The following is a 25,519-nucleotide window of genomic DNA, read 5'->3' as shown; positions in this document are numbered from 1 at the left end:
CTCACTTGTACATGGTCTGGTTCATGGTTCCGGGGGCGTACGCGTCGGGGTCGACCCAGACGTTGATCAGGGACGGCTTGCCGGACTCGCGGGCGCGCCGCAGGGCCGGGCCGATGTCGGCGGGGTCGCGGACCTCCTCGCCGTAACCGCCCAGCATCTGGGCGAACTTGTCGTAGTGGACGTCGCCGAGGGTGTTGCCGATCCGCTCGCGGTCCTTTCCGTACTTGGCGGACTGGCCGTAGCGGATCTGGTTCATGGAGGAGTTGTTGCCGACGATGCCGACGAAGGGGAGGTCGTAGCGGACGAGAGTCTCGAAGTCCCAGCCGGTGAGGGAGAACGCGCCGTCGCCGAAGAGCGCGACGACCTCCTTGTCGGGCCGCGCCTGCTTGGCCGCGAGCACGAAGGGGACGCCGACGCCGAGCGTGCCCAGGGGACCGGGGTCCATCCAGTGCCCGGGTGACTTGGGCTGCACGACCTGCCCGGAGAAGGTGACGATGTCGCCGCCGTCGCCGATGTAGATCGAGTCCTCGGTGAGGAAGTCGTTGATCTCGCTGACCAGGCGGTACGGGTGGATGGGCGAGGCGTCCGACCGCAGGCTCGGCAGCCGCTTCTCCAGAGCGGTCTGCTCGGCGGCGCGCAGTTCGTCCAGCCACTCCTTGCGCCTGGACGCACCGCCGTTGACGCGTCCGGAGGCCGCCTCGGTCACGGCTTTGAGCACCAGCCCGGCGTCGCCCACGATGCCGAGGTCGATGTCGCGGTTCTTGCCGACCGTGCGGTAGTCGAGGTCGATCTGCACGACGGTCGCCTCCGGCGAGAGGCGCTTGCCATAGCCCATGCGGAAGTCGAAGGGCGTGCCGACGATGACGATCACGTCGGCGTTGGAGAAGGCGTACCGGCGCGAGAGCTGGAAGTGGTGCGGGTCGCCGGGTGGGAGGGTGCCACGTCCGGCGCCGTTCATGTACGCCGGGATGTTCAGGGTGCGCACCAGGTCGATGGCCGATTCGGTGCCCCGGGTCGTCCACACCTGGCTGCCGAGCAGGATGGCCGGCTTCTCGGCGTGCACCAGCAGGTCGGCGAGCCTCTCGATCGCCTCGGGGTCACCGGACGAGCGGGTCGAGGCACGGTAGGCGCCGGACTGCGGCACCCGTGCCTTGGCCGCTGGCACCTTGGCGTCCAGTACATCGCGCGGGATCTCCAGGAAGGAGGGACCGGGCGCGCCGTGGAAGCACTCGCGGAACGCCATGGAGACCAGGTCCGCCGCACGCGCCGTGTCCGGCACGGTCGCGGCGAACTTGGTGATGGGGTTCATCATGTCGACGTGCGGCAGGTCCTGGAGGGACCCCATCTTGTGCTGGGTGAGGGCCCCCTGACCGCCGATCAGCAGCATGGGGGACTCGGCGCGGAAGGCGTTGGCGACGCCGGTGACGGCGTCGGTCGTGCCCGGTCCGGCGGTGACCACGGCGCAGCCGGGCTTGCCGGTGATGCGCGCGTAGCCGTCGGCGGCGTGGGCGGCGACCTGTTCGTGGCGTACGTCGACGACCTCGATGCCCTCGTCGACGCAGCCGTCGTAGATGTCGATGATGTGGCCGCCGCACAGCGTGTAGATGCGGTCGACCCCCTCGGCCTTCAGTGCCTTGGCTACGAGATGACCACCGGAAATCAGGTCCTGGGTGTCGTCGGGCATGGCGAAGTCCTGTCCCTTCGTAGGGGGTTGGAACGGCTCGCGGTACATTGCATACAGTCGACGAATACTGTATGAAGCTTGTTATCCCGCATCCGGTGGGTGGTGTCCAGGGGGCGTGCGGCACTTTCAGACAGGGAGCCGGAATGGACCTGTACGAACACCAGGCAAGGGAACTCTTCGAAGAACACGGCATCTTGGTGCCTCGGGCCGAGGTGACGGACTCGGCCAAGGAAGCCCGCGAGATCGCACGCCGCCTCGGCGGACGGGTCGTGGTCAAGGCGCAGGTGAAGACCGGAGGACGCGGCAAGGCGGGCGGTGTGAAGCTCGCCGCCGACCCGGCCGCCGCTGAGCTCACCGCCCGTCAGATCCTCGGCATGGACATCAAGGGCCACACGGTCGGAAAGGTGATGCTGGCCCAACCGGTCGACATCGATACCGAGTTCTACGTGTCCTATGTGCTCGACCGCGCGGCCGGCCGTTTCCTCGCGATCGCCTCGGCGGAAGGCGGCATGGACATAGAGGAGGTGGCGGCCCGTCGTCCGGAGGCCGTGGCCCGTATCCCCGTCGACCCCGCCGAGGGCGTCACCTCCGCGAAGGCGGGCGAGATCGCCCGGGCGGCCGGACTGCCGCCGCAGACCGTCGATGTCCTCGTACGTCTCTGGGACGTCCTGGTCCGCGAGGACGCCCTGCTCGTCGAGGTGAATCCGCTCGTCCGCACCCGACAGGGGCAGATCCTCGCCCTTGACGGCAAGGTCACCCTCGACGACAACGCCCGTTTCCGACAGGCGCGATGGGGTGCCGACGAAGGGGCACACGACGACGACATCGAGGCCGCAGCAGCCGCCAAGGGCCTCAACTACGTCAAGCTCGACGGCGAGGTCGGCATCATCGGCAACGGCGCCGGACTCGTCATGTCGACCCTGGACGTGGTCGCGGGCTGCGGCGCACGCCCCGCCAACTTCCTCGACATCGGCGGCGGAGCGAGCGCCCAGATCATGGCGGACGGACTGTCGCTGATCCTCTCCGACCCGGACGTGAAGTCCGTCTTCGTCAATGTCTTCGGCGGGATCACCGCCTGCGACGCGGTCGCCGACGGCATCGTCCGGGCCCTGGACACCGTCCACCTCACCAAGCCGCTCGTCGTGCGCCTCGACGGCAACAACGCGGCCCGGGGCCGTGCCGTCCTCGACGGGCACGCCCATCCGCTGGTCCAGCAGGTCACCACCATGGACGGCGCCGCCCGCCGCGCCGCCGAACTAGCCACCGCGGCCTGAGGAGAGGGAACGCCATGGCCATTTACCTCACCAAGGAGAGCAAGGTCCTCGTCCAGGGCATGACCGGCGGCGAGGGCATGAAGCACACCCGGCGGATGCTCGCGGCCGGCACGAACGTGGTCGGCGGCGTCAACCCCCGCAAAGCGGGCCGCACGGTCGACTTCGACGCCCGGGCTGTGCCGGTCTTCGGCTCCGTCGCCGACGGCATGCGTACGACCGGAGCGGACGTCACCGTCGTCTTCGTACCGCCCGCCTTCGCCAAGGCGGCCGTCGTCGAAGCCGCCGACGCGGGCATCGGCCTCGCGGTCGTCATCACCGAGGGCATCCCCGTCCACGACTCCGTCGCCTTCACCACGTACGCCAAGGAGAAGGGCACGCGAATCATCGGCCCCAACTGTCCGGGACTCATCACCCCCGGCCAGTCCAACGCGGGCATCATCCCGGCCGACATCACCAAGCCGGGCCGTATCGGCCTGGTCTCCAAGTCGGGCACGCTGACGTACCAGCTCATGTACGAGCTGCGCGACATCGGCTTCTCCACATGCGTCGGCATCGGCGGCGACCCGGTCGTCGGCACCACGCACATCGACTGCCTCGCCGCCTTCCAGGACGACCCCGACACCGAACTGATCGTCCTCATCGGTGAGATCGGCGGCGACGCGGAGGAACGCGCGGCGGCGTACATCCGCGAGCACGTCACCAAGCCGGTCGTCGGCTACATCGCCGGATTCACCGCGCCCGAGGGCAAGACCATGGGCCACGCGGGCGCGATCGTGTCCGGCTCGTCCGGCACCGCGCAGGCCAAGAAGGAGGCGCTGGAGGCGGTCGGGGTGAGCGTGGGAAGCACCCCGACCGAGACCGCGAAGCTGGTCCTCGCACGTCTCGACGGCCTCCCTCACAGCTGACATGAGCCCGCCCCCGACTGTGCACCGAGAGCGGAGCAACCCCATGCCACCCACCCTCACCCTCAAGTCCGGCACGTCCTGGCCCGACGCCTGGCGGCGCTGCCTCGCCGCCGCGCCCGAGGCCTTCCGCGACGACCGGGTCCTCAACCTCTGGAACTCCGCCTGGCAGGCTGACGGCAGGGTCCTGCCCGCCGTCAGCCCGGTCGACTGCAGCCCCATCGCCGGCCCGCCGCGCCTGGACGGGGCCACCGCCCGCCAGGCCGTGCGCGCCGCCCTCGACCAGCACCGAGCCTGGCGGCACGTCCCCCTGCCGGAGCGCAGGGCCCGCGTCGCCGCCACACTCGACGCCCTCACCGAACACCGCCGACTGCTCGCGCTCCTGCTCGTCTGGGAGATCGGCAAGCCCTGGCGCCTCGCCCAGGCGGACGTCGACCGGGCCATCGACGGGGTCCGCTGGTACGTCGACGGCATCGAACCGATGCTCGCCGGACGGGCCCCGCTGGACGGCCCCGTTTCCAACATCGCCAGCTGGAACTACCCGATGAGCGTGCTCGTTCACGCATTACTGGTACAGGCATTGGCAGGCAACGCGGTCATCGCCAAGACCCCGACCGACGGCGGTGTCGCCTGCCTGACCCTGGCCGGTGCGCTCGCCGCGCGCGAGGGGATCCCCCTGACCCTCGTCAGCGGCAGCGGAGGCGAGCTGTCCCAGGCGCTGGTGAGGGCGCCCGAGATCGGCTGCGTCTCCTTCGTCGGCGGCCGCGACACCGGCGCCGCGGTGGCCACGGCCGTCGCCGACCTCGGCAAACGACACGTACTCGAACAGGAAGGACTCAACACCTGGGGCATCTGGAACTACTCCGACTGGGACGCGCTCACCGCGCTGGTCCCGGGGCTCTTCGACTACGGCAAGCAGCGCTGCACGGCGTACCCGCGCTTCGTCGTCCAGCGGCACCTGTTCGACGCGTTCCTGGCGGCCTACCTCCCGGCGGTCCGTGACGTCAGGGTCGGGCACCCGCTCGCCGTCGAGAAGCCCGACGACCCGTACGCCGAGCTGGACTTCGGGCCGGTGATCAACGCCGCCAAGGCGAAGGAGCTCCAGGACCAGGTCGCCGAGGCGATCGAACGAGGCGCCGTGCCCCTGCACCGCGGCAGCCCGGCCGACGCCCGTTTCCTGCCCGGCCAGGACACCTCGGCCTACGTCCAGCCGGTCACCCTCCTCAACCCGCCCGCGTCCTCCCCGCTGCACCACGCGGAGCCGTTCGGCCCGGTCGACACCATCGTCCTGGTCGACACGGAGGCGGAGCTGCTCGCCGCCATGAACGCCTCGAACGGCGCGCTCGTGGCGACGCTGTCCACGGACGACCGGGCGACCTACGAGCGGCTCGCCCCGCACATCCGCGCCTTCAAGGTCGGCCATGGCCGGCCCCGCTCCCGCGGCGACCGCGACGAGCTGTTCGGCGGGCTCGGCGCGTCCTGGCGCGGCGCGTTCGTCGGCGGCGAGCTGCTGGTGCGCGCGGTGACACGCGGACCGGCGGGGGAGCGGCTGCCGGGCAACTTCCCGGAGTACCAGCTGCTGCCGTGAGGAGGGCGGTTGCGTCCGACGCCGGTTCGCCACGCGGGCAGGCACCGCGGGTTCCCGGCGTCGGACGTCTTCGAGGTGCCGGGGCAGCCGACGCCCGTCAGCCGATGCCCGTCAGCCGATGCCCTGCCGGTCCGGGCGCAGGGCGAACGCGCGGTCCGCGGGGGACGCTTCGGCCTGGTCGACCGCCTGGCGGAGCAGTTCGCGGTGGCGCAGCAGCGGCTCACGCCGTTCCGCCGGCACGAGCAGAAGCAGGTCGTCCAGTCCGGCCAGCATGCGCCGGGAGACCTGCGGGCTCCCGACGGCACACCCCCGTACCTCGGTGAACCCCAGATCCACCAGCTCGGTCCATCCCGGCACGGGCTGCACCAGCCGCACCGCACCGGCCCGGTCCCGGTGCAGGGCGGCGTCCAGCGGGCGTCGGCTCAGGGAGGCCAGGAACTGGATGATGCGGTCCAAGGCCTGGACGGCGGTCGTCGGGTCGTTGATCGCGGGCGACAGGGCGCGCAGCGCGATGTCGGACAACTGGCGCAAGCCGAAGCCGAGATCCTGGTGGTAGGTCCGCTCCACCCCGACCGAGGCCGTGTAGCGCAGCGCCCCGCGTGGCGGGGCCGGGCCGCCGTGGACGGCCAGTACGGGTGTACCGGGCACCACGAAGTCCCCGATCCGAGGGATCAGCCGCAGTACGACCCCGTGCTTGCGCGCCACCCGCACCAGCCGGGCGATGTGCACGTCCCGCAGCACACCCGCCCGGCCCTCGTGCGGAACCCACGCGGTCGCGGGACCGAGGAGCGCGGCGTCGTGCCCGTCGTGTCCGCCGGTCGGCACGGGCATCGAGGCGGCGACCCGGAAGGACTCCGTGGCGATCCGCGCGATGACATGGCTGATCCGCATCAGCCGCAGGGTGGTGTTCACGTACAGCACGAACAGGAACAGGCTCAGCGCGACCATGCAGAGCGTGAGGACCGACTGCACCAGTGGCACCGACGTCACGGCACGGGGATCGTCGGCGGTGTCGAAGGAGGTCAGGACCAGCAGGGTCAGCACGAAGGTCGCCAGGAACACCGCGAAGGTCGCCTTGGTGATCCGGCTCCGCACGAAGAGCCGCACCACGCGCGGGGTGAACTGCCCGCTCGCCATCTGCACGGCCACCAGCGAGATGCTGAAGACCACCCCGATGAAGGTCATCATCGCCGAGCCGACCGCGGTCACGACGGCCTTGGCGTCCTCCGCGAACCGCAGCAGCTCCTCGAGCGTCTCGTAGTCGCCGTCCTCCTGGAGCGCGTCGACGATGATCGTGTCGAGAACCTGCGCCCCCACCCAGACCACGAAGACGCTCGCCATGGCCAGGGTGGGAGCGAACCAGAACGTGTCCCGCAGATGCTCCCGGAGCGGCGACAGCGCACGCGGGCGGTGACCCGGAGCGGGGCTCTGCGTAACCATCCAGTCACTCATGGTGCGACCCTAGGGGTATCGGGCCGCGAGGTCCCGGACCCCCGCCAGGCGGACGGAAACGCAGGTGAAAGGCACTCCGAAACCTTGGTATTGTTGTCCATGTCGCCGCGGGGAGCACCCCTGGCCAGGCGGCAGACACCTTGTCCGGGTGGCGGAATGGCAGACGCGCTAGCTTGAGGTGCTAGTGCCCTTTATCGGGCGTGGGGGTTCAAGTCCCCCCTCGGACACAGACCAGCTCGGGCGGGTCGGGAGATTTCCCGGCCCGCCCGAGCTGTTTGTTCACTCCTTGTATCCCCGCAGCTTGCGGTACAGCGTCGCCCGGCCGATCCCCAGCGCGGCAGCCGCCCGCGCCTTGTTGCCGCCGTGACGGCGCAGCGCCTCCAGGATCGCGGCGCGCTCGGCGTGTTCCATCGGGCTGAGGGGCCGCGCGGCCGGGCCTTCGCGCACCGGGTCCGGGAGTTCGGCCCGGCGGACCGGGCCGAACATCCGCCGTTGCTCCGCCAGGGCCCGGACGACATGGGCCAGCTCGGTGACGTTCCCGGGCCACGGGTACAGCTCGAGCGCGCGCAGGGCGTCCAGGGTCCAGGTCAGCGGGGGCTGTCCGGGTGTCGGCCGGGGCGCGAGGACAGGCAGCAGTTCCCGGATGTCCTCGGGGCGTTCCCGCAGCGGGGGCAGGGTCACCGAGCGGGCGGACAGCTTGTCCAGCAGTCGCTGCAGGCAGGGGCCGACCTGGGCGCCGGGCGTGTAGGTGACCAGGACGCGCGTGTCGGGATGCGTGTCGAGCAGGGAGTTGAGGGCGGCCACGCCCGGCTGTGCGAGGCGCTCGGCGTGCCGCAGGAGGAGTGGCCGGTCGGCCTGCCACGCGGCCAGGGCCTCGTCGAGGCCGGTGTCCCGCGCCGCGTCGGCGACCCGGACAGCGCCTTCACCGAGCGAATCGAGCGAGCCGGGCGGACCAGACAGGCCGGGCAGGCCACGCAGGCCCAGCAGCTCCCGAGCCAGCGCGGACTTGCCGGTTCCGCGCTCGCCGGTCAGCAGCAGCGGCTCCGGGGAGCGCGCCAGTTCGACCGCACGTGCGACCGCGTGCCGCCAGGGGACCGAGGAACCCGTGAGAGTGACGGGAGGGCGGGGCGAGGCCGGCGTCGACGGCGGGGAATCGCCGAGCCGTTCCAGGACGGCGACGATCCCGAGGACCGTACCGTCGTCCAGGCGCACGGGCGTGATCCGGGCGGTGTATCCGAGGCCCTCGGTGACGGCTGCCGCTTCCACGGCGGTGTCCCCGCGCCGCGCGCTGACCGCCGTACGTTCCAGTGCTTCGAGCACTCCGGGGGTCAGCATGCGCTGCGCCGCGTCGCTGACCAGCCGATTGCGGCCGTCCAGGGCGACTACCGCCGGGTCGGCCTCGCACTCCGTGCCGGATGCAGCCCGTAGGTATGCGTCCAGCAGTACCCGCTCGGCCCGGCCCGCCCGGGTGCGCAGTTCCGTCTCGACCGCGGCCGCGGCGGCCTCGGCGAGGGCCGCCTGCGGATGGGGCGAACGGGTGGTGGACAGCCGGGCCGCCACGGTCACCGTGCCGAGCACCTGGGCACCCTTCGGGTCGAGCACCGGGACGGACACCGCGGACACGTCCTGCCATCGGTCGAGGAAGTGCTCCGGCCCGTGCGTCTCGGCCCGGCGCCGGGTGCGCAGCGCGAGAGCCGCGCTGTTGTTGCCGACCTCCGGTTCCGACAGCACGGGGCAGGTGTCGAGCCCGGGCAGATTCCCCGCCGTCCACAGCACACGCAGCCGCTCGTCGGTCAGCACGAGCAGCGACCCGTCCGCGCCCAGGGCTGGGACGATGCGGTCGAGCACCGGTCGGGCCGCCGCGAGCAGCGCCGACTCCACTGGCCGCGGCGGTCGGACCGCCGGTTCCGCCAAGTCGTGCGGCACTCCGTGGAACCGCGCCCGTCGCCACGCCGCCGCGACCTCCTCCGGTACGCCGTCGGGCAACGGGCGCCCCGCCAGGAAGCGTTCGCGGGCGTCGTACAGCGAGGGGAGGGCGGCGGTGGCTGCGGGGGTGTGCTCTGTGGTGGTCACGACATGTCCACCGTATCGGGTTCCGTTGAACGGACAACAACCGCCGTGTCCGGAACGTCCGGCGCACACGACGTCTCGTCCGGCGCGCACGATGTCTCGTACGGCGCACACGATGTCTCGTATTGAGACACCCGCCTCCCGCCGATCCCCTCCATGATCATGAGTGGCCGAAGTCCGATTCCCCCCGCAGGAGCGCCCCGTGTCCACCGTCGTCGAGACCGACGTCCTGATCGTGGGCAGCGGCCCGGCCGGTGCCTCGGCCGCGCTCGCCCTGAGCACCTACGGCGTGCCCAACCTCGTGGTGACCCGCTACGCGGGCCTCGCCGACACGCCCCGTGCGCACATCACCAACCAGCGCACCATGGAGGTGCTGCGCGACCTCGGCGTGGAGCAGGAGGTCGTCGCGCAGGCGACCCCGCAGCACCTGATGGGCAACACGACCTTCTGCACCAGCCTGGCGGGCGAGGAACTGGGCCGGGTGCGCTCCTGGGGCAACGACCCGCTCGTGCAGGCGGAACACGAACTCGCCAGCCCCACCCGCATGTGCGACATGCCGCAGCACCTCATGGAGCCGGTCCTCGTGGACGCGGCCATCGCCCGGGGCACCCGGCTGCGTTTCGAGACCGAGTACCTGTCCCACACCCAGGACGCGGACGGCGTCACGGCCACCGTCCGCGACCGGCTGCGCGGGGACACGTACGAGATCCGCGCCAAGTACCTGATCGGCGCCGACGGCGGACGGTCGAAGGTCGCCGCGGACGCCGGGCTGCCGATGGGCGGCCAGATGGGCGTGGCCGGCAGCGTCAACATCGTGTTCGAGGCGGACCTGACGCGGTACACCGCCCACCGCCCCTCCACCCTCTACTGGGTGCTCGCGCCCGGCGCGACGGTCGGCGGCATCGGCGCCGGTCTGGTGCGCTGCGTCCGGCCCTGGAACGAGTGGCTGATCGTGTGGGGCTACGACGTCACCGCGGGCGCCCCCGATCTGACCACCGCGTACGCCGAATCCGTCGTCCGCAAGCTCGTCGGCGACGACGACATCCCCGTGACCATCAAGTCGTCCTCCGCGTGGACGGTCAACGAGATGTACGCGGAGAGGTACGCGAGCGGCCGTGTCTTCTGCGCCGGAGACGCCGTGCACCGCCATCCTCCGTCCAACGGCCTCGGCTCCAACACCTCCATCCAGGACGCCTACAACCTGGCCTGGAAGCTCAAGCTCGTCCTCGACGGCACCGCCCACCCCAGGCTGCTCGACAGCTACACCGCCGAACGCGCGCCCATCGGCCGGCAGATCGTCACCCGCGCCAACCAGTCCATCCGCGAGACCGCCCCGGTCTTCGAGGCCCTCGACGGCCTCTCCCCGCAGACCCCCGAGCAGCTCTGGGCCAACATCGCCGCCCGCAAGGACGCCACCGAGGCCGCCGAGAAGCAGCGCGCTCAACTGCGCGAGGCGATCGCCTTCAAGGTGTACGAGTTCAACGCGCACGGCGTCGACCTCAACCAGCGCTATCCCGCCGAGAGCTCCGCCGCGATCGTCCCGGACGGCACGCCCGACCCCGGCTTCGCCCGCGACCCCGAGCTGCACCACCAGCCGTCCTCCCGCCCCGGCGCCCGGCTCCCGCACGCCTGGATCACCTCCGGCAGCCGCACGCTCTCCACCCTCGACACGGTCGGCCGGGGCCGCTTCACCCTGCTGACCGGCATCGGGGGAGAGGACTGGGTGCGCGCGGCCGAGGCCCAGGACATCGAGATCGCCACCGTGGTGATCGGTCCCGGGCAGGAGTACGAGGACCCGTACGGCGACTGGGCGCGGCTGCGCGAGATCACGGACAGCGGCGCCCTCCTCGTACGCCCGGACGGCTTCGTCGCCTTCCGGCACGCGTCCGCTGCTCCGGACGCCGGAGAACTGCTCGCGGACACGCTGCGGCGGATCCTCGGTCACGCTTGAACGCGCAATCATGGAGGAAGCGGACGCCTCATGGAGGAAGCGGACGTCGACGAAGGGGAGCCGACATGACCACCGACGCGACGGGGACCGGCGTCACCGAGCAGGCCCTCGCCAGCCTCCGCGGAACCGCCGACCCGCGGCTGCGTGAGCTGCTCACCGGACTCGTCCGCCATCTGCACGACTTCGCGCGGGAGACCCGGCTCACGCAGGAGGAGTGGGAGCGGGCGATCGACTTCCTGACGGCGACGGGGCAGGCCTGCACCGACACCCGGCAGGAGTTCATCCTGCTGTCGGACGTGCTCGGCCTGTCCATGCTGGTGGAGACCGTCAACGGCGACCGTGCGCCCGGGGCCACCGAGTCGACCGTGTTGGGGCCCTTCCACATGACCGAGTCGCCGGTCCGTGAACTCGGCGCCGACATCGACCTGGTGGGCGGCGGCGAGACGTGTGTGATCAGCGGCCGGGTACTGGCGCGGGACGGCACACCGTTGCCCGGTGCCGTCGTCGACGTCTGGCAGGCCGACGACAAGGGCTACTACGACGTCCAGCAGCCCGGCGTCCAGCCCGCGGGCAACGGACGCGGGCTGTTCACCGCCGACGCCGATGGCCGCTTCTGGTTCCGCACCTGCGTTCCGGCCGCGTACCCCATCCCCACCGACGGTCCGGTCGGCGGTCTGCTACACGCGACCGGTCGGCACCCCTACCGTCCCGCGCACATCCACTTCATCGCCGCGGCCGAGGGACACACGCCCGTCACCACCCATATCTTCGTGGCGGGCGGGGAGTACCTGGACACCGACGCGGTGTTCGCCGTGAAGCAGAGCCTGGTCAAGGACTTCGCGGAGACCGACGACCCCTCCCTGGCGAAGGAGTTCGGCGTGCCGAACCCCTTCCGGCTCGCCCGCTTCGACCTCGTCCTGGAGCCTGCCGCATGACGTTCCGGAACGAGTTCTCCTACGAGACCAGGCCCGTGCGAGTCGTCTTCCGGCCCGGCGCGGCCGTCACCGCGACCCCGGGCGAGGCCGCACGCCTGGGCCTGCGGCGGCTGCTCGTGGTGTGCGGCAGCAGGGGCGAGACGGTCGCCCGCGCGGTGGCGGACGCGCTCGGCGACGCCTGCGTCGGACTGCACGCCGAGGCCCGGATGCACGTACCCGCCGAGGACGCCGAACGGGCCGTGGAGGCGGTGCGCGCGGCCGGGGCGGACGGTTGCGTCGCGGTCGGCGGCGGCTCCGCCATCGGGCTCGGCAAGGCCGTCGCCCTGCGCACCGGGCTGCCGTTGATCGCCGTACCGTCGACCTACTCGGGCTCCGAGATGACGCCGGTCTGGGGCCTGACCGAGCACGGCGCCAAGCGCACCGGCCGCGACCCGGTCGTCCAGCCCCGCAGCGTCGTCTACGACCCCCGCCTCACCCTCTCCCTGCCCGTGCCGCTGACCGTGACCAGCGGCGTCAACGCGCTCGCGCACGCCGTCGAGGCGCTGTACGCCCCGGACGCCTCGCCGCTCGTCTCGGTCATGGCCGAGGAGGGCGTACGGGCGATGGCCGGGGCACTGCCGCACCTGGTCGAAGACCCACAGGACCTGGACGCGCGCGGCCGGGCGCTGTACGCGGCCTGGCTGTGCGGCGCGTGCCTCGGCGCGACCACGATGGGGCTGCACCACAAGATGTGCCATGTGCTGGGCGGCACCTTCGGGTTGCCGCACGCCGAGACCCACACCGTCGTGCTGCCGTACGCCCTGGTCTACAACGCCCCCGCCGCGCCGGAGGCGTTGACCGTACTGGGGCGGGCCCTCGGCACCGACGACGTGCCGCGCGCCCTGTGGGAGCTGGCCGGACGTCTCGGCGCACCGCGGTCCCTCGCCGAACTCGGCCTCACGGAAACCGACCTGGCACCGGCGGCGGCCCGGGTCGCGGGCGAGCCGTACGCCAACCCCCGCCCGGTGACGGCGGACGGGGCCCTGGCCGTGCTGCGGGCGGCGTACGAGGGAGGACCGCCGGAGCCCGTCCGGAGCCGGTAGGAAACCGAGTGCGGACTGTCGGTGCCGTGGTGTGTCATCGGGGCATGGCGATTGTCTTGGGCGAGCCGGAAGTCGACGGGCTGGGCGAGGCCGTGGGTGTGCTGCGGGAGTGGCAGTACGAGGGGGCGCCGATGCAACTGCATCCGGGCGACCTGGGATGGTTCTGGAGGTCGGGTGCGGAAGCGACCGCGGCGGCGGTCCGGACCTGGAGCCGTGACGGACGGATCCTCGCCGTCGGGCTGCTGGACGGCCCCGGGCTGCTCCGGCTGACGATCGCTCCCGCCGCTCATCGGGACGCAGAGCTGGCACGGCAGCTGGTCGCGGACGTGACAGACCCGGAACGCGGCGTTCTGCCCGAGGGAAAGGTGAACGTCGAGGCGCCGACGGGCGCACTGGTCCAGGACCTGTTGTCCGAGCACGGCTGGAACACCGACGAGCCGTGGACCCCGTTGCGGCGCGATCTCACGGAGCCGGTGAAGGATCCGGGCGTACGGATCGAGGTGGTCGGGCCGGAGCAAGCACATGTCCGGGCCGCCGTACAGCGGGCGTCGTTCGACGGGTCGACGTTCACGGACGGGCTCTGGCACGCGATGGCGGCCGGACCGCCGTACGCCGACGCCCGGTGTCTGATCGCCTACGACGACCAGGGCGACGCGGTGGCGGCGGTGACGGTGTGGTCGGCCGGTCCGGGAAGGCCCGGGTTGCTCGAACCGATGGGTGTGCACCGGGAACATCGCCGTCACGGCTACGGCAGGGCGATCACCGTCGCCGCGGCGGCCGCACTCCGGGAGCTGGGCTCCTCGAGCGCGCTCGTCTGCACCCCGAGCTCCAACGCCGGTGCCGTCGCCACGTACGAGGCGGCCGGCTTCCGGCAACGCCCCGAGGTCCGGGACCTGTACCGGCCCGCCTAGGTCGTGTCCGCAAAGTGGCGGCGTCGTTGGTTGGTTCGTGGTGCGTCGTCATGAGCTGACTGATGAGTCGTGGGCGGTGATCGAGCCGTTGCTGGCTCCTCCGCGGATGGGGCGTCCGGTGCGGGATCGTCGGCAGGTGGTCAACGGCATCCTGTGGAAGCTGTCCACGGGGGCGGCCTGGCGGGACCTGCCTGAGCGTTACGGCCCGTGGAAGACGGTCTACGAACGTTTCCGCCGCTGGTCGGCAGACGGCACCTGGGACCGGCTGCTGGCCCAGGTCCAGCAGCACTGCGATGCCGTGGGCGCCGTGGACTGGACTGTCGTCTGCGTCGACTCCACGACTGTGCGGGCTCACCAGCATGCGGCCGGGGCCCGAAAGGGGGCTCTGGCCGGGCGAGGCGATCGGCCGGTCCCGTGGCGGGCTGACTACGAAGATCCACCTGGCCTGTGATGGGCAGGGCCGGCCGCTCGCCTTTACCCTGACCGCTGGGAACGTCAACGACTGCACCCAGTTCGAGCAGGTCATGGCCCGCATCAGCGTCAGCCGACGCGGGCCCGGCCGGCCCAGAACGCGGCCCGATCGGGTCGTCGCGGACAAGGGCTACTCGTCCACGAAGATCCGCTCCTACCTGCGTCGGCGGGGCATCAGAGCCGCGATCCCAGAGCGGATCGACCAGATCAACGGCCGCATCCGCCGAGGCGAAAGCCTCTGCCGACTCGACCGGACCACCTACCGGCGCCGCAACCTCGTCGAGCGCTGCTTCAACAAGCTCAAGCACAACAAGGCCCTGGCCACTCGCTACGACAAACGCGCCCGCCACTACCAAGCCATGGTCACCCTCGCCTGCCTACGCCTCTGGCTCCCCTGACTTTGCGGACACGACCTAGGCCCTCCGGTACGGGGCCGCTCTCCGCGCCGGACTCGGCAGGCGGTCGCGGACAGAAGCTGACCGCAAGGGTTCCTACGGTCGTGGCATGACGCAGACGCAGAAGATCCTTGTCACCGGTGCCACCGGAACCGTCGGCCGCCAGGTGGTCGCCGAACTGCTCGCCCGGGGCCACGCGGTCCGTGCCCTCACACGGGACGCCGCGAAGGCCGTCCTCCCGGACGGTGTCGAGGTCGTCGAGGGCGACCTGACCGACCCGGGCAGCCTGGCCCCCGCCCTGGAGGGGATCACCGGACTTCACCTGATCACCTTCGGCGGGGCGGCCTTCACCCCGTTGGAGACCGGCCCCCGGATCCTGGAACTGGCCCGCTCGGCAGGTGTCCGCCGGATCACCGTGCTGCACGGCGGCGGGCCCACCCCGCTGGAGGACGCGGTGCGCGGCGACGACGCGGTGAGCTGGACCGTGCTCATGCCCGTCGAGTTCATGGCCAACGCCCTGGAGTGGGCGGACGGGATCCGGTCGGCGGGCGAGGTACGGGAGCCGTTCGTCGAACGGCTGAGTGCCATGGTCCACGAGGGCGACATCGGAGCCGTCGCCGCGGTCACCCTCACGGAGGAGGGCCACGCGGGCCAGGAGTATGTGATCACCGGCCCCGAAGTGCTCACCGTAGGCGACAAGGTGAAGGCCGTCGCCGCCGCGGCCGGCCGGGAGATCGCCCTGGTCGAACTGACCGAGGAGCAGGCCGTCGCCCAGTGGCGGGCCGCGTACCTCCCCGAGGACGTGATCGGCTTCCTGCTGGAGGCGTACGGGAACACCCCCGAGGTGGGCCGTACGGTCTCCGGCACCGTGGAGAAGATCACCGGCCGCCCGGCCCGCACCTTCGCCCGATGGGCCGACGAACACGCCGACGTTTTCCGCAAACGCGCCTGACTGTCTCGTATTGAGACACCCGTCCCGCAGCCCGGTGCCGCAAGATCGAAAAGGGGGTGTGACCGCAACAGGGTGCGGCCGTCGGCGTGCGCTGAAACCGCCGCTCGTACGGCCGTGCCACCTGATGAAAGGTGAACATCATGGCCCTCGCACTGCTCCGGCGCCGGCGGCTCAAGGGCGCCTCCGCCGCGGCGGCGGGCCTCGCGCTCCCCCTTCCCTCCGGCGCGGGTGCCGTGGCCCGTGAGGTCGTGGACCCGATGGGCTCCCCCCTGGCGGCCGCGGACGTCACCGTCACCGCCCTGGACACCCACCGGGTGGCCGCCCGCGGGACGACCGACCCGTACGGCTACTTCCTCGCCGCGCTGCCGCCCGGCCGGTACAGCCTGATGGTCGCGGCGGAGGGCCTGCGGCCGCACCGCGAGACGATCGAGGTCGGCACCGGTACGCCGACGCCCACCGAGCGCGTCTGGCTGCAGCCGGCCGAGGCGCTCCAGCTGCCGGCGCCCGGAACGTGGCTCTTCGACCCGCCGCACACCGCGATCCGGTTCATCGCCAAGCACGTCGGCATGGCGAACGTCCACGGCCGGTTCGAACGCTTCGACGGCGGGATCATGGTCTCCCAGGACATGACCGAGTCCCGGGTGTCCGTCCGTATCGACGCCTCCAGCATCACTACCGGCAACACCACCCGCGACAATCATCTGCGGTCCGCCGACTTCCTCGACGTCGAACGCTTCCCGTACATCGACTTCAACAGCACCCGCTTCGCCTACCGCGGCGGCAGCAAGTGGTCCCTGCTGGGTTCCCTCACGATGCACGGCGTGAGCCGCTCCGTCTCGCTCGACACGACGTACCTCGGCACGGTCAACGGCGGCTACGGGCAGGAGCTGCGCTGCGCGGCCCTGGCGACGGCGGAACTGCATCGCGAGGACTACACCCTCAACTGGCGCACCATGCTGGCCCGGGGCATCGCGGTGGTCGGGCCGACGGTCCAACTGGAGCTGGACGTCCAGGCGATGTACCGGACCCACGACACCCCGACCCCGCCGGAATAAATCCCTGGCCCGATTCCACCCGCCCTCCCTACACTCACGGAGTACCCGGCGCCGCCCACGACGTGAGCGGCGCGCGCCGTCGTGACGAACGAAGGGAGACCGCCATGCGTGACCACACCGCTGTCGCCGTCTCCCTGCCGCGCTACGAGGTGATCCTCGTGTCCTCGTCGCTCCGGTGCCCGCTGCGCGGCGGACTCCGGATGACCGGGACGAACGTCTGAGAAGCGCCTGTTTCGGCCTGCCGACCTAGCGTCGGCAGGCCGAAACAGACGTGTGTCACCACACCTGCCTCGCCCCGAAATCGCGCTGCCCCCTCCTGATTCGCCTCGAAAGGCCATGGGCCGTGCGCACCCACCACAACCCGCTCGCCGTCGTCCGCAACCTCGGCATCCTCGCCCACGTCGACGCCGGCAAGACCACCGTCACCGAACGGATCCTGTTCGCCACCGGAACCACGCACAAGCGCGGCGAGGTCCACGACGGCACGACCGTCACCGACTTCGACCCGCAGGAGCGGGACCGGGGCATCACCATCTTCGCCGCGGCGGTGAGCTGCGCCTGGGACGGTCACCGGATCAACCTGATCGACACCCCGGGGCATGTCGACTTCGCCGACGAGGTGGAGCGTGCGCTGCGGGTGCTCGACGGCGCGGTGGCCGTGTTCGACGCGGTCGCCGGGGTGGAGCCGCAGAGCGAGTCGGTGTGGCGGCAGGCCGACCGGCACGGCGTACCGAGGATCGCGTTCGTCAACAAGATGGACCGCGCCGGAGCCGACCTCGACGCGGCCGTGGCATCGATCCGGGAGCGGCTGCACCCGGCACCGCTGGTCGTGCAGATGCCGGTCGGCGCCGAGGACACCTTCACCGGCGTCGTCGACCTCGTCCGCCTGCGCGCGCTGCTGTGGACCGACGGTGACACCTGCGAGGCGGCACCGGTCCCGGACGACCTCCGGGACGACGCCCTGGCACGCCGCCGGGCGCTGGAGGAAGCCGTGGCGGAACTCCATCCGGGCGCACTGGAGGAGTTCTGCGACACGGGCACGCTCGGCGAGCGGACCCTCTCCTCGGCGCTGCGGGACCTGACCAGGGACGGCGACGGCGTGGTCGTGCTGTGCGGTTCCGCGTACCGCAACCGCGGTGTCGAGCCGCTGCTCGACGCGGTCGTGGCGTATCTGCCGTCGCCGCTGGACGTGCCGCCGGTCCGCGGCACCGACGACGGTGAGGAGCGGGAACGGCCCGCCGACCCCGCAGCGCCACCGGCCGCCCTCGCCTTCAAGGTGCACGCCACCCCGACGGGCCGGCTGACCTACCTGCGGATCTACTCGGGAACGATCGAGAAGGGAGACACCCTGTGGGACGCGACCGCGCGGCGCACCGAGCGGATCGGCCGGATCCTGCGCGTGCAGGCGGACCGGCACGCACCGCTGGACCGAGCCGTGGCCGGCGACATCGTCGCCGTCGTCGGGCTGAAGTCCGCCCGCGCCGGCTCGACGCTGTGCGCGCCGGACGCCCCGCTGGTATTGGAGCCTCCGGGCGTGCCCGAGCCGGTGGTCTCGGTCGCGGTCGAGTCCCGCAGGACCGGCGACACGGACCGGCTGGCCTCCGGGCTCGCACGGCTGACCGAGGAGGATCCCTCCCTGGTCGTGCGGACCGACCCGGAGACCGGGCAGACGGTGCTGTCGGGCATGGGTGAACTGCACCTGGAGGTGGCGGTGGAGAAACTCCGGCGCGAGCTGGGACTGGACGTCAACATCGGCCGTCCCCGGGTCAGTTATCGCGAGACGGTGGGCCGGGGCGTGTCCGGACTGGCGTTCCGGCACGTCAAACAGGACGGTGGGGCGGGCCAGTTCGCCCACGTCGTCCTCGACGTGGAGCCATCTGACGACGGCTTCGCCTTCCGCTCGGCGGTCGTCGGCGGGCGGGTGCCGCAGGAGTACGTCCGTGCGGTCGAGGCCGGCTGCCGCGACGCCCTCGCCGAAGGGCCGCTCGGCGGTCACCCGGTGACCGGGCTGCGCGTCACGCTCACCGACGGGGCGACCCATGTGAAGGACTCCTCGGACACGGCGTTCCGCACGGTCGGCCGCCTCGGCCTCCGCGAGGCCCTGCGCGCCTGCGCGATGGTCCTGCTGGAACCGGTCGTCGAGGTCACGGTCACCGTGCCCGAGGACGCGGTGGGCGGCGTACTCGGCGACCTCGCCGCCCGACGCGGCCGCGTGACCGGCTCGGCCACCCGGGCGAACGCGGCGATCGTCACCGCGACGGTGCCGCTGGCCGAACTCTTCGGCTACGCGACCCGGTTGCGCAGCCGCACCCAGGGGCGCGGCACGTTCACGGCACGGCCGACCGGGTATGCGGCGGCGCCGGTTGTGACGGCGGTGCGGTAGCGCACGGTCGGGCCTCTCCCCCTCCTCGCCGGAACGGGAGGGGCCCGGTCCGCTCGGCGGCGAAGTGGCTGGTGTCGCGCCGGTTCTGCCCCCTTTCCCTGCGGGACCCAGAACCCTGGAGGAGTGCAGTAGTCGCCGATCCCGCGAAGCCGATCAGTTCCCCACGCGGCCTGTTTCACGCGATCGGATGATGCTGCGGAGAGGCGGGCACGGGCCGGCTCCGCGGGCCGTTCGAGCTGGTGACGGGGGGATTTCCCGTCCATCGTCATCACGGCAACGGGAGCACATCATGGGCCTGCACTTCCACCGCAACCCCGACGGCACGACGACCGGGCGCAACGAGGCGAACGGCTTCACCGTGACGCATGCCGAAGAGGAAGAGGTGAAGCGGCGGTTGTACGAGGACGCCGGGTGGGAGTACACGCCTCCACCTCCTCCGGTTCCGCCCGGGTTCCATCAGTTCTCCTTGGTGCACGACGAGTTCCGTGCCACCGGGTTCGGGGACGAGCGGTATGCGGGGCTGCGGGCGCGTCCGCCGCAGGGGTGCGTGCCCGTCGACCGGGGGTGCTTCGCCCTGGAGTGCGAGCGGCCGGGGAAGACGCTCATGGACGCGGTCGCCGCCACGGTCGCGGAGGTCCGCCGAGAGCATGGGCTGGTGATGAACAGCCTGGGTGTGGAGAAGCCTCAGGAATGGTTCGACGCGGACAACAAGAACGGATACGCGGCGCAGATCGTCGCGCACGTGGTGCTGATGGCCGCCGACCGCGCCCGACTGCTCGGGTACGGGCGAAAGGACGTGGTCCGGCTACTCGATGCCACGGGGATCGAGTAGCCGGTGGGGTGAGTCAGCGGTCGTGGGTGTCTTCACCCCGTGCAGGGTGCGCCTCAGGACAGGGCGGCCGGCCCCGGGACGAAGTCCGGATCCACCTGCGCCGCCAGATCCTCTCCCGTGCGCGCGTCCGCCCACGCCCGGACATTGCGCAGGTGGAACTCCACGGCGTGCCGGTGCAGCCGGTCCCAGTCGCGGGGGTGGGAGTCGACTGCCTCGTGGAGGAGGGAGAGGGCGTGGCGGTTGTGCGGTTCCAGGGATGCCAGGGGGTCCGGGTCGTCCTGTGCGCGGCCCTGTTCGGCCGCGCGGACCCAGGGGGAGTGGTTCAGGTGGGTCAGGAGGTCGTCCCCTACCTCCTCCTTGAGGAAGAGCAGGTCCTCCTCGCACGTCACCTTGTTGCCGACGACCGCGACGCGGATGCCGAACTCGCGGGCGTGGTCGCGGTACTGGCGGTAGACCGAGACGCCCTTGCGGGTGGGTTCCGCCACCAGGAAGGTGAGGTCGAAGCGGGTGAAGAGGCCGGAGGCGAAGGCGTCCGCGCCTGCCGTCATGTCGACCACGACGTACTCGCCGGGGCCATCCAGCAGGTGGCCGAGGTAGAGCTCGACCGCGCCGAGCTTGGAGTGATAGCAGGCCACTCCGAGGTCGGACTCGTCGAACTCGCCCGTGACCATCAGGGGGACGCCGCCCGCGCGGCCGACGTGCCGGGTGTGCAGTTCGTCGTCGCCGAGCGGGCGCAGGAGGCGGGAGCCGCGGCCCGGGGGAGTGGTCTTGATCATCGCCTCGGGGGAGGGGACGCGGGGGTTCGTGCCGCGCAGCAGGTCCTTGATGGAGGACAGGTGGGCGCCCAGGGGAGGGGCGGACTTCTCCAGCCCGCCGAGCGCCTCGGCCAGGTGCTGGTTGATGTCGCCGTCGATGGCGAGGACCGGGGCGCCGGAGCGCGCCAGGTGGCGGGAGAAGAGTGCCGACAGCGTGGTCTTGCCGCTGCCGCCCTTGCCGACGAACGCGATCCTCACGAACGCTCCACCTTGTTGAAAATGGATGTCATGTGGCTAGGTTTAGGGAGTGATCGTCATCACTGTCAAATTGGTTAGGCCGTATGGGACTTCTTCCTTCGTCCCGAGTGTGGTTCACCCGGCCCGTCGGGCTCGTCCGGCCGGTGCATATGCTGTGCAAGTGCGTCCCCACAGCATCAAGAGCCGTCCCCGGTTCCTCGCCGCCCTCGTCCTCGTCCCGTGCCTGGCCGGCTGCTTCGCCTCCCCGGGAGGGGAGTCGTCGTCGAACGGCGGGCAGTCGGGCTCCCGGCTGCGTGTCGCCCTCGCCTTCCCGCCCGCCGAGAACTTCTCGCCGTACGGGGCCGACGCCACGCTCCTCAGCCGCCTCGGCGTCACCGAGGGGCTGACCGCTCTCGACGCCAACGGCGCCGCGGCCCCCGCGCTCGCCGAGTCCTGGCGCCGGGAGGACGACCGCACCTGGCGGTTCACCCTGCGTGAGGCCACCTTCCAGGACGGCGCGGACGTCACCCCGTCCGCCGTGGCCGCGGCGCTCACCCGCGCCACGAAGGCGAAGCCCGCTCCCGCCGCCCTCGCCGGTGTCTCGTTCGAGGCGAAGGCCGACGGCGACCGCGGTCTGCGCATCACCACGGCCGCCGCCGACCCCGTCCTGCCCATGCGGCTGTCCAGCCCGAGCCTCGCGATCCTCTCCCCGAAGGCGTACGGCGAGAAGGGCAACCCCGACCCGGTCGGAACCGCCACCGGGCCCTTCGAGATCGCCAAGGTCAACGGCGGCGGGTCCGCCACCCTCGACCGGTTCGACGACTACTGGGGCGGCCGCGCCCAGGCCTCCGGCATCGACGCCCGCTTCATCAAGGACGGCACCGCACGCGCCAACGCGGTCCGCACCGGCGACATCGACATCGCCGAGGCGATCCCCGTCGCCCAGGCCGCCACCCTCGACAAGGCGACCCTGAAGGAAGCCGGCACCGCGCGCACCACCAGCCTGCAGCTCAACACCAAGACCGGGCCCTTCAAGGACCCGAAGCTGCGCGCCGCCGCCCGTGAGGCGGTCAACTCCTCCACCATCGTCAAGGGCGTCTTCGAGGGGTACGCCGACCCGGGCGCGGGCATCTTCGGCCCCGCCGTCACCTGGGCCGAGAGCAAGCGGGTGAAGCCGACCGGGCGCGCGGACGCCGCCGAGCCCGACGGTGAGCAGATCGCCCTCGCCACCTACGACAACCGGCCCGAGCTGCCCGAGACCGCCCAGGTGGTGCAACAGCAGCTTCAGAAGGCCGGCTTCAAGGTGAAGCTGGAGGTGCGCGAGTACTCACGGCTGGAGAGCGACGCCCTCGCCGGGAAGTTCGACGCCTTCATCGGCGCCCGCAACAGCCTCCTCGACACCGGCGACCCCGTCGGCGTCCTCGGCAGCGACTACACCTGCGACGGCAGCTACAACCTGGCCCTGCTGTGCGACAAGGGTGTCGACCGCGCGGTCACCAAGGCCGACGGGACCGACGGCACCGGTGAGCGGCAGGACGCCGCCATGGCCGCCGAGGCCGCGATCCTCGGCACCGACGCCGTCGTGCCGCTGGCCCACCAGCAGATCATCGTCGGCGTCTCCACCAAGGTCCAGGGCGTCGTCCTCGACCCGTACGAGCGGACGCTGGTGGGTATCGGGACCCGTCGCTGAGCCCTCTCACGCGGGCAGCTTGGTGTCGATCACACAGCTGATCTCGACCAACTGCCCGGGAAAGGTCAGCTCGGTGACGCCGAGGGCCGTGGCGACCGGGCGGTGGCTGCCGAAGTACGCCCGGTTGGCCTTCGCCACCACCTCGGCGTGGCGCACCAGGTCCACCGCGTACAGCGTCTGCGAGACGACCTGGTTGCGTGTGACGCCGTAGTGGGCCAGGACCTTGTCGATGTTGACGTAGGTCAGCTCGAGCTGGCCGGCCGCGTCGTCCTCGGGGTGGAAGTCGCCCGCCTCGTCGAACGCGAGCTGCCCGGAGACATGGATCAGGTCGCCGGACCTGATCGCCTGCGCATAGCCGAAGTAGGTCTCGGCCGGGATGGCGTGGTCGTAGACATCGGGAGTCGTCACAGTTCCTGTCCTTCCGTTCCTTCCGCCGAGCACGCGCACACGTGCTCTCTTGCGGTTACTCGGGAACTGTAGGAGAGTGACCGCCGACCTGGAAGAACGCACTTTTCGGTGACTGGGGAACCAGATGGTGACCAAGCAGGAGTTGAGCGGTCTGCCCGAGGACGCGGATCTGCGGCGGGCGGACTCACTGGCGCGTGAGATCTTCTCGGACGTCGCCAACAAATGGGCCCTGCTGATCATCGAAGCCCTCGGCGAACGCACCCTGCGCTTCAGCGAGTTGCGCGACGAGGTCGAGGGCGTCAGTCACAAGATGCTCACCCAGAACCTGCGGATGCTGGAGCGCAACGGCCTGGTCGACCGGAAGGTGCACCCCACCGTGCCGCCGAAGGTCGAGTACACGCTCACCGAGCCGGGCCGGGCCCTGCGGGCCACGGTCGACCTGCTCTGCGGCTGGACCCAGCAGCACCTCGGTCATATCGAGGCGGCGCGAGGGCGGTTCGACGCCTGACCGGCCGCGGCCGCGGAGTTCAGCTCGCGACCAGTTCCCGCACCTGCCGCCCGGCCGGGGTCTCCTCGATCCGCGAGGTCCGGTACAGCCACAGCACGTCCCGCCCGAACGACCACACCAGCAGGCCCAGGGCCAGAGCGGCGACCCCGAAGTTGCCCGCGTACGGCAGCAGATCGGCGCCCGCCACCAGCAGCAGCACACCCTGGAGCGCGGCCACCGTCTTGCGGCCGGTGCTCGGCGGGAGGGCGGCGGTCAGCCAGGGCCAGACCCGCGCGGCGGCGACGAAGACGTAGCGCATACCGCCGATGAGCAGCACCCACGGGCCCAGCTCCATCGACACGTACACGCTCAGCACCAGGATCAGGAACGCGTCGACCTCCATGTCGAAGCGCGCGCCCAGCGCCGTCGAGGTGCCGGTGCGGCGGGCCACCTTGCCGTCGACGCCGTCGAGGATCAGGGCGACCGCCGTCAGACCGACGAACAACGACACGGGCGGCGAACTCTGGAAGGAGTCCGCGACGAGCGCGGTGACCCCGCCGACGAGGGTGGCACGGCCGAGGGTGACCCGGTTCGCCGCGCCGAAGGAGCGCAGCCGTGAGCGGTGCAGGGCCCGGGAGAGCACCGCCCAGGTGGCGAGGGCGAACGCGAGGCCGGTCAGCCAGCCCGCCGGGCCCATCCCGATCGCCGTACCGATCAGGGCGAGCAGCAGGACCTGCACTCCCGCCCCCAGGGCGGTCTCCTGCTGGACGAGCCTAGCGTCGTAAGTGTTGTTCAGGGCCACCGAACACCCTCCGGCCGTGTGACAGAGTCGATCAACGCCGCTACCTTGTGCGCGGCCTGTGCACCCCTCGGTACGCAAGCAGCTTCCCGATCGTTCAGGAGGACTTCGATGAAGCACACCGCACGGGCGTTCTGGATCGACTCGCCTGGACGAGGCGGCATCCGGGACGTCACCCTGCCGGAACCCGGCGAGGACGAGGTGCTGGTCCGAGCGCTGTACTCCGGCGTGAGCCGCGGCACCGAGACGCTCGTCTTCCGCGGCGGTGTGCCGGCCAGCCAGCACACCGCCATGCGGGCACCCTTCCAGGAGGGCGACTTCCCGGGCCCCGTGAAGTACGGCTACCTCAGCGTCGGCGTGGTGGAGGAAGGGCCCGAGGAGCTGGCCGGGCGCACGGTGTTCTGCCTGTATCCCCACCAGAGCCGGTACGTCGTCCCGGCCCGGGCCGTCACCCCCGTACCGGACACCGTGCCGGCCGAACGGGCCGTGCTCGCCGGGACCGTGGAGACCGCCGTCAACGCCCTGTGGGACGCCGCGCCCCTGGTCGGCGACCGGATCGCGGTGGTCGGCGGCGGCATGGTCGGCTGCTCGGTGGCCGCCCTGCTCGCCCGCTTCCCCGGCGTCCGCGTCCAGCTCGTCGACGCCGACCCGTCCCGCGCCGCCATCGCCAAGGCCCTGGGCGTCGGCTTCGCCACCCCCGCGGATGCCCAGGGCGAGTGCGACCTGGTCGTCCACGCCAGCGCCACCGAGCAGGGCCTCGCCAGGTCCCTGGAACTCCTCACCGCCGAGGGGACCGTGCTCGAACTGAGCTGGTACGGCGACCGGCAGATCAGCCTGCCGCTCGGCGAGGCCTTCCACTCCCGGCGGCTCGTCATCCGCTCCAGCCAGGTCGGCACCGTCTCCCCGGCCCGCCCGAACCGCACCTACGCCGACCGGCTCGCCGTCGCCCTCGACCTGCTCGCCGACCTGGCGCTCGACGCCCTCGTCACCGGCGAATCCGCCTTCGAGGAACTGCCGGACGTGCTGCCGAGGCTCGCCTCGGGCGAGATCCCCGCGCTGTGCCACCGCGTCCGCTACGGCGAGAACGAGTGACACGTACCACCTCAGCGAGTCCCCCGTACGACGAGAGCGATTGACGCATCGGCTGACGATTCGTTCCATCCGGTACGACATCGGTACGACAAGAGCGCCTGACCTGAGAAAAGA

At 71.5% G+C, this 25,519-nt stretch carries 21 protein-coding genes and 1 tRNA gene; 16 read left to right on the top strand and 6 right to left on the bottom strand.

The genetic code is table 11. The annotated features are described in order from the left end of the window. Window position 1: 1 nt before the first annotated feature. Window positions 2-1,684, bottom strand: a complete 1,683-nt coding sequence (locus tag KJK29_RS05000; RefSeq protein WP_215117485.1) for a thiamine pyrophosphate-binding protein — start codon at window positions 1,682-1,684, stop codon at window positions 2-4. A 143-nt stretch (window positions 1,685-1,827) separates the two neighbouring features. Between KJK29_RS05000 and sucC the strand changes: the two genes are divergently transcribed. Genes sucC through KJK29_RS04985 form a run of 3 tightly spaced genes read left to right on the top strand, consistent with a single transcriptional unit; the run spans window position 1,828 to window position 5,448 of the window. Continuing rightward, window positions 1,828-2,958 carry an ADP-forming succinate--CoA ligase subunit beta gene (sucC, locus tag KJK29_RS04995; protein WP_215117484.1) on the top strand — a complete coding sequence of 377 codons (1,131 nt, stop codon included), beginning with the start codon at window positions 1,828-1,830 and terminating at the stop codon, window positions 2,956-2,958. 14 nt (window positions 2,959-2,972) lie between these two features. Beyond that, window positions 2,973-3,863 carry a succinate--CoA ligase subunit alpha gene (gene sucD, locus KJK29_RS04990; RefSeq protein ID WP_215117483.1) on the top strand — a complete coding sequence of 297 codons (891 nt, stop codon included), beginning with the start codon at window positions 2,973-2,975 and terminating at the stop codon, window positions 3,861-3,863. Between the two features lie 43 nt (window positions 3,864-3,906). Continuing rightward, window positions 3,907-5,448, top strand: a complete 1,542-nt coding sequence (locus KJK29_RS04985) for an aldehyde dehydrogenase family protein (RefSeq protein WP_215117482.1) — start codon at window positions 3,907-3,909, stop codon at window positions 5,446-5,448. 111 nt (window positions 5,449-5,559) lie between these two features. Here KJK29_RS04985 and KJK29_RS04980 read toward each other — a convergent pair whose 3' ends face one another. Continuing rightward, complete coding sequence (locus tag KJK29_RS04980) at window positions 5,560-6,900, bottom strand: DUF2254 domain-containing protein (protein ID WP_215117481.1); 1,341 nt, start codon at window positions 6,898-6,900, stop codon at window positions 5,560-5,562. 142 nt (window positions 6,901-7,042) lie between these two features. Here KJK29_RS04980 and KJK29_RS04975 point away from each other — a divergent pair. After that, window positions 7,043-7,127 (top strand) — tRNA-Leu (locus KJK29_RS04975). A 52-nt stretch (window positions 7,128-7,179) separates the two neighbouring features. Here KJK29_RS04975 and KJK29_RS04970 read toward each other — a convergent pair. Beyond that, window positions 7,180-8,973 (bottom strand): sigma-54-dependent Fis family transcriptional regulator, encoded by a 1,794-nt coding sequence (locus KJK29_RS04970; protein WP_215117480.1) that lies wholly within the window; start codon window positions 8,971-8,973, stop codon window positions 7,180-7,182. 199 nt (window positions 8,974-9,172) lie between these two features. Here KJK29_RS04970 and KJK29_RS04965 point away from each other — a divergent pair, with 199 nt between their 5' ends. The 9 genes from KJK29_RS04965 to KJK29_RS04925 all read left to right on the top strand — a co-directional run bounded on the left by KJK29_RS04965 (window position 9,173) and on the right by KJK29_RS04925 (window position 19,937). Continuing rightward, a complete protein-coding gene (locus KJK29_RS04965; protein ID WP_215117479.1) occupies window positions 9,173-10,921 on the top strand; it encodes an FAD-dependent oxidoreductase in 1,749 nt (582 codons plus the stop codon). A gap of 65 nt (window positions 10,922-10,986) precedes the next feature. Continuing rightward, complete coding sequence (locus KJK29_RS04960) at window positions 10,987-11,856, top strand: intradiol ring-cleavage dioxygenase (RefSeq protein ID WP_215117478.1); 870 nt, start codon at window positions 10,987-10,989, stop codon at window positions 11,854-11,856. Beyond that, a complete protein-coding gene (locus KJK29_RS04955) occupies window positions 11,853-12,938 on the top strand; it encodes a maleylacetate reductase (RefSeq protein ID WP_215117477.1) in 1,086 nt (361 codons plus the stop codon). The genes KJK29_RS04960 and KJK29_RS04955 overlap by 4 nt, the downstream gene beginning before the upstream one ends. A gap of 44 nt (window positions 12,939-12,982) precedes the next feature. Further along, entirely contained in the window at window positions 12,983-13,849 is an 867-nt protein-coding gene (locus KJK29_RS04950) for a GNAT family N-acetyltransferase (RefSeq protein WP_215117476.1), read from the top strand. A 40-nt stretch (window positions 13,850-13,889) separates the two neighbouring features. After that, a protein-coding gene (locus KJK29_RS04945; protein ID WP_251058075.1) for an IS5 family transposase occupies window positions 13,890-14,718 on the top strand; the annotation gives its coding sequence in 2 pieces (ribosomal slippage) (window positions 13,890-14,230 and window positions 14,229-14,718; 831 coding nt in all). A gap of 106 nt (window positions 14,719-14,824) precedes the next feature. Then, window positions 14,825-15,667: an NmrA family NAD(P)-binding protein gene (locus tag KJK29_RS04940; protein WP_215117475.1), complete on the top strand. Its 843-nt coding sequence runs from the start codon at window positions 14,825-14,827 to the stop codon at window positions 15,665-15,667. Between the two features lie 140 nt (window positions 15,668-15,807). Then, window positions 15,808-16,722 carry a YceI family protein gene (locus KJK29_RS04935; protein ID WP_215117474.1) on the top strand — a complete coding sequence of 305 codons (915 nt, stop codon included), beginning with the start codon at window positions 15,808-15,810 and terminating at the stop codon, window positions 16,720-16,722. 343 nt (window positions 16,723-17,065) lie between these two features. Continuing rightward, window positions 17,066-19,105 (top strand): elongation factor G, encoded by a 2,040-nt coding sequence (fusA, locus tag KJK29_RS04930; protein ID WP_215117473.1) that lies wholly within the window; start codon window positions 17,066-17,068, stop codon window positions 19,103-19,105. A gap of 289 nt (window positions 19,106-19,394) precedes the next feature. Further along, complete coding sequence (locus KJK29_RS04925; protein ID WP_215117472.1) at window positions 19,395-19,937, top strand: hypothetical protein; 543 nt, start codon at window positions 19,395-19,397, stop codon at window positions 19,935-19,937. Between the two features lie 53 nt (window positions 19,938-19,990). Here the strand turns inward: KJK29_RS04925 and KJK29_RS04920 are convergent, their stop codons facing one another. Beyond that, on the bottom strand, window positions 19,991-20,950 hold the full coding sequence (locus tag KJK29_RS04920) for an ATP-binding protein (protein WP_215117471.1): 960 nt from the start codon (window positions 20,948-20,950) through the stop codon (window positions 19,991-19,993). A gap of 154 nt (window positions 20,951-21,104) precedes the next feature. On the opposite strand from KJK29_RS04920, the gene KJK29_RS04915 reads away from it, so the two are divergent. Further along, a complete protein-coding gene (locus KJK29_RS04915; RefSeq protein WP_215117470.1) occupies window positions 21,105-22,619 on the top strand; it encodes an ABC transporter substrate-binding protein in 1,515 nt (504 codons plus the stop codon). A gap of 6 nt (window positions 22,620-22,625) precedes the next feature. On the opposite strand, the gene KJK29_RS04910 is transcribed toward KJK29_RS04915, so the two are convergent. Continuing rightward, the gene (locus tag KJK29_RS04910; protein WP_215117469.1) at window positions 22,626-23,027 is read right to left on the bottom strand and encodes a RidA family protein; all 402 of its coding nucleotides are present in this window, start codon (window positions 23,025-23,027) and stop codon (window positions 22,626-22,628) included. A 124-nt stretch (window positions 23,028-23,151) separates the two neighbouring features. On the opposite strand from KJK29_RS04910, the gene KJK29_RS04905 reads away from it, so the two are divergent. Next, window positions 23,152-23,535, top strand: a complete 384-nt coding sequence (locus tag KJK29_RS04905) for a winged helix-turn-helix transcriptional regulator (protein ID WP_215117468.1) — start codon at window positions 23,152-23,154, stop codon at window positions 23,533-23,535. Window positions 23,536-23,554: 19 nt separating this feature from the next. Here KJK29_RS04905 and KJK29_RS04900 read toward each other — a convergent pair whose 3' ends face one another. Then, complete coding sequence (locus KJK29_RS04900; protein WP_215117467.1) at window positions 23,555-24,316, bottom strand: CDP-alcohol phosphatidyltransferase family protein; 762 nt, start codon at window positions 24,314-24,316, stop codon at window positions 23,555-23,557. Between the two features lie 108 nt (window positions 24,317-24,424). Here KJK29_RS04900 and KJK29_RS04895 point away from each other — a divergent pair, with 108 nt between their 5' ends. After that, entirely contained in the window at window positions 24,425-25,405 is a 981-nt protein-coding gene (locus tag KJK29_RS04895; RefSeq protein WP_215117466.1) for a zinc-dependent alcohol dehydrogenase, read from the top strand. Window positions 25,406-25,519 lie beyond the last annotated feature (114 nt).

Source organism: Streptomyces koelreuteriae (assembly GCF_018604545.1).
GTDB lineage: Bacteria > Actinomycetota > Actinomycetes > Streptomycetales > Streptomycetaceae > Streptomyces > Streptomyces koelreuteriae.
Note: the sequence above shows the minus strand (reverse complement) of the source record. Positions and strands in the feature narration are given on the sequence as shown.

What these genes read in the sequence shown, in the direction of transcription:
- KJK29_RS04985 (WP_215117482.1), top strand. Translation starts at nt 3,907, where the DNA reads ATGCCACCCACCCTCACCCTCAAGTCCGGCACGTCCTGGCCCGACGCC.
- KJK29_RS04980 (WP_215117481.1), bottom strand. Translation starts at nt 6,900, where the DNA reads ATGAGTGACTGGATGGTTACGCAGAGCCCCGCTCCGGGTCACCGCCCG.
- KJK29_RS04940 (WP_215117475.1), top strand. Translation starts at nt 14,825, where the DNA reads ATGACGCAGACGCAGAAGATCCTTGTCACCGGTGCCACCGGAACCGTC.
- KJK29_RS04950 (WP_215117476.1), top strand. Translation starts at nt 12,983, where the DNA reads ATGGCGATTGTCTTGGGCGAGCCGGAAGTCGACGGGCTGGGCGAGGCC.
- sucC (WP_215117484.1), top strand. Translation starts at nt 1,828, where the DNA reads ATGGACCTGTACGAACACCAGGCAAGGGAACTCTTCGAAGAACACGGC.
- KJK29_RS04925 (WP_215117472.1), top strand. Translation starts at nt 19,395, where the DNA reads ATGGGCCTGCACTTCCACCGCAACCCCGACGGCACGACGACCGGGCGC.
- sucD (WP_215117483.1), top strand. Translation starts at nt 2,973, where the DNA reads ATGGCCATTTACCTCACCAAGGAGAGCAAGGTCCTCGTCCAGGGCATG.
- KJK29_RS04895 (WP_215117466.1), top strand. Translation starts at nt 24,425, where the DNA reads ATGAAGCACACCGCACGGGCGTTCTGGATCGACTCGCCTGGACGAGGC.
- KJK29_RS04935 (WP_215117474.1), top strand. Translation starts at nt 15,808, where the DNA reads ATGGCCCTCGCACTGCTCCGGCGCCGGCGGCTCAAGGGCGCCTCCGCC.
- KJK29_RS04955 (WP_215117477.1), top strand. Translation starts at nt 11,853, where the DNA reads ATGACGTTCCGGAACGAGTTCTCCTACGAGACCAGGCCCGTGCGAGTC.
- KJK29_RS04960 (WP_215117478.1), top strand. Translation starts at nt 10,987, where the DNA reads ATGACCACCGACGCGACGGGGACCGGCGTCACCGAGCAGGCCCTCGCC.
- KJK29_RS05000 (WP_215117485.1), bottom strand. Translation starts at nt 1,684, where the DNA reads ATGCCCGACGACACCCAGGACCTGATTTCCGGTGGTCATCTCGTAGCC.
- KJK29_RS04905 (WP_215117468.1), top strand. Translation starts at nt 23,152, where the DNA reads ATGGTGACCAAGCAGGAGTTGAGCGGTCTGCCCGAGGACGCGGATCTG.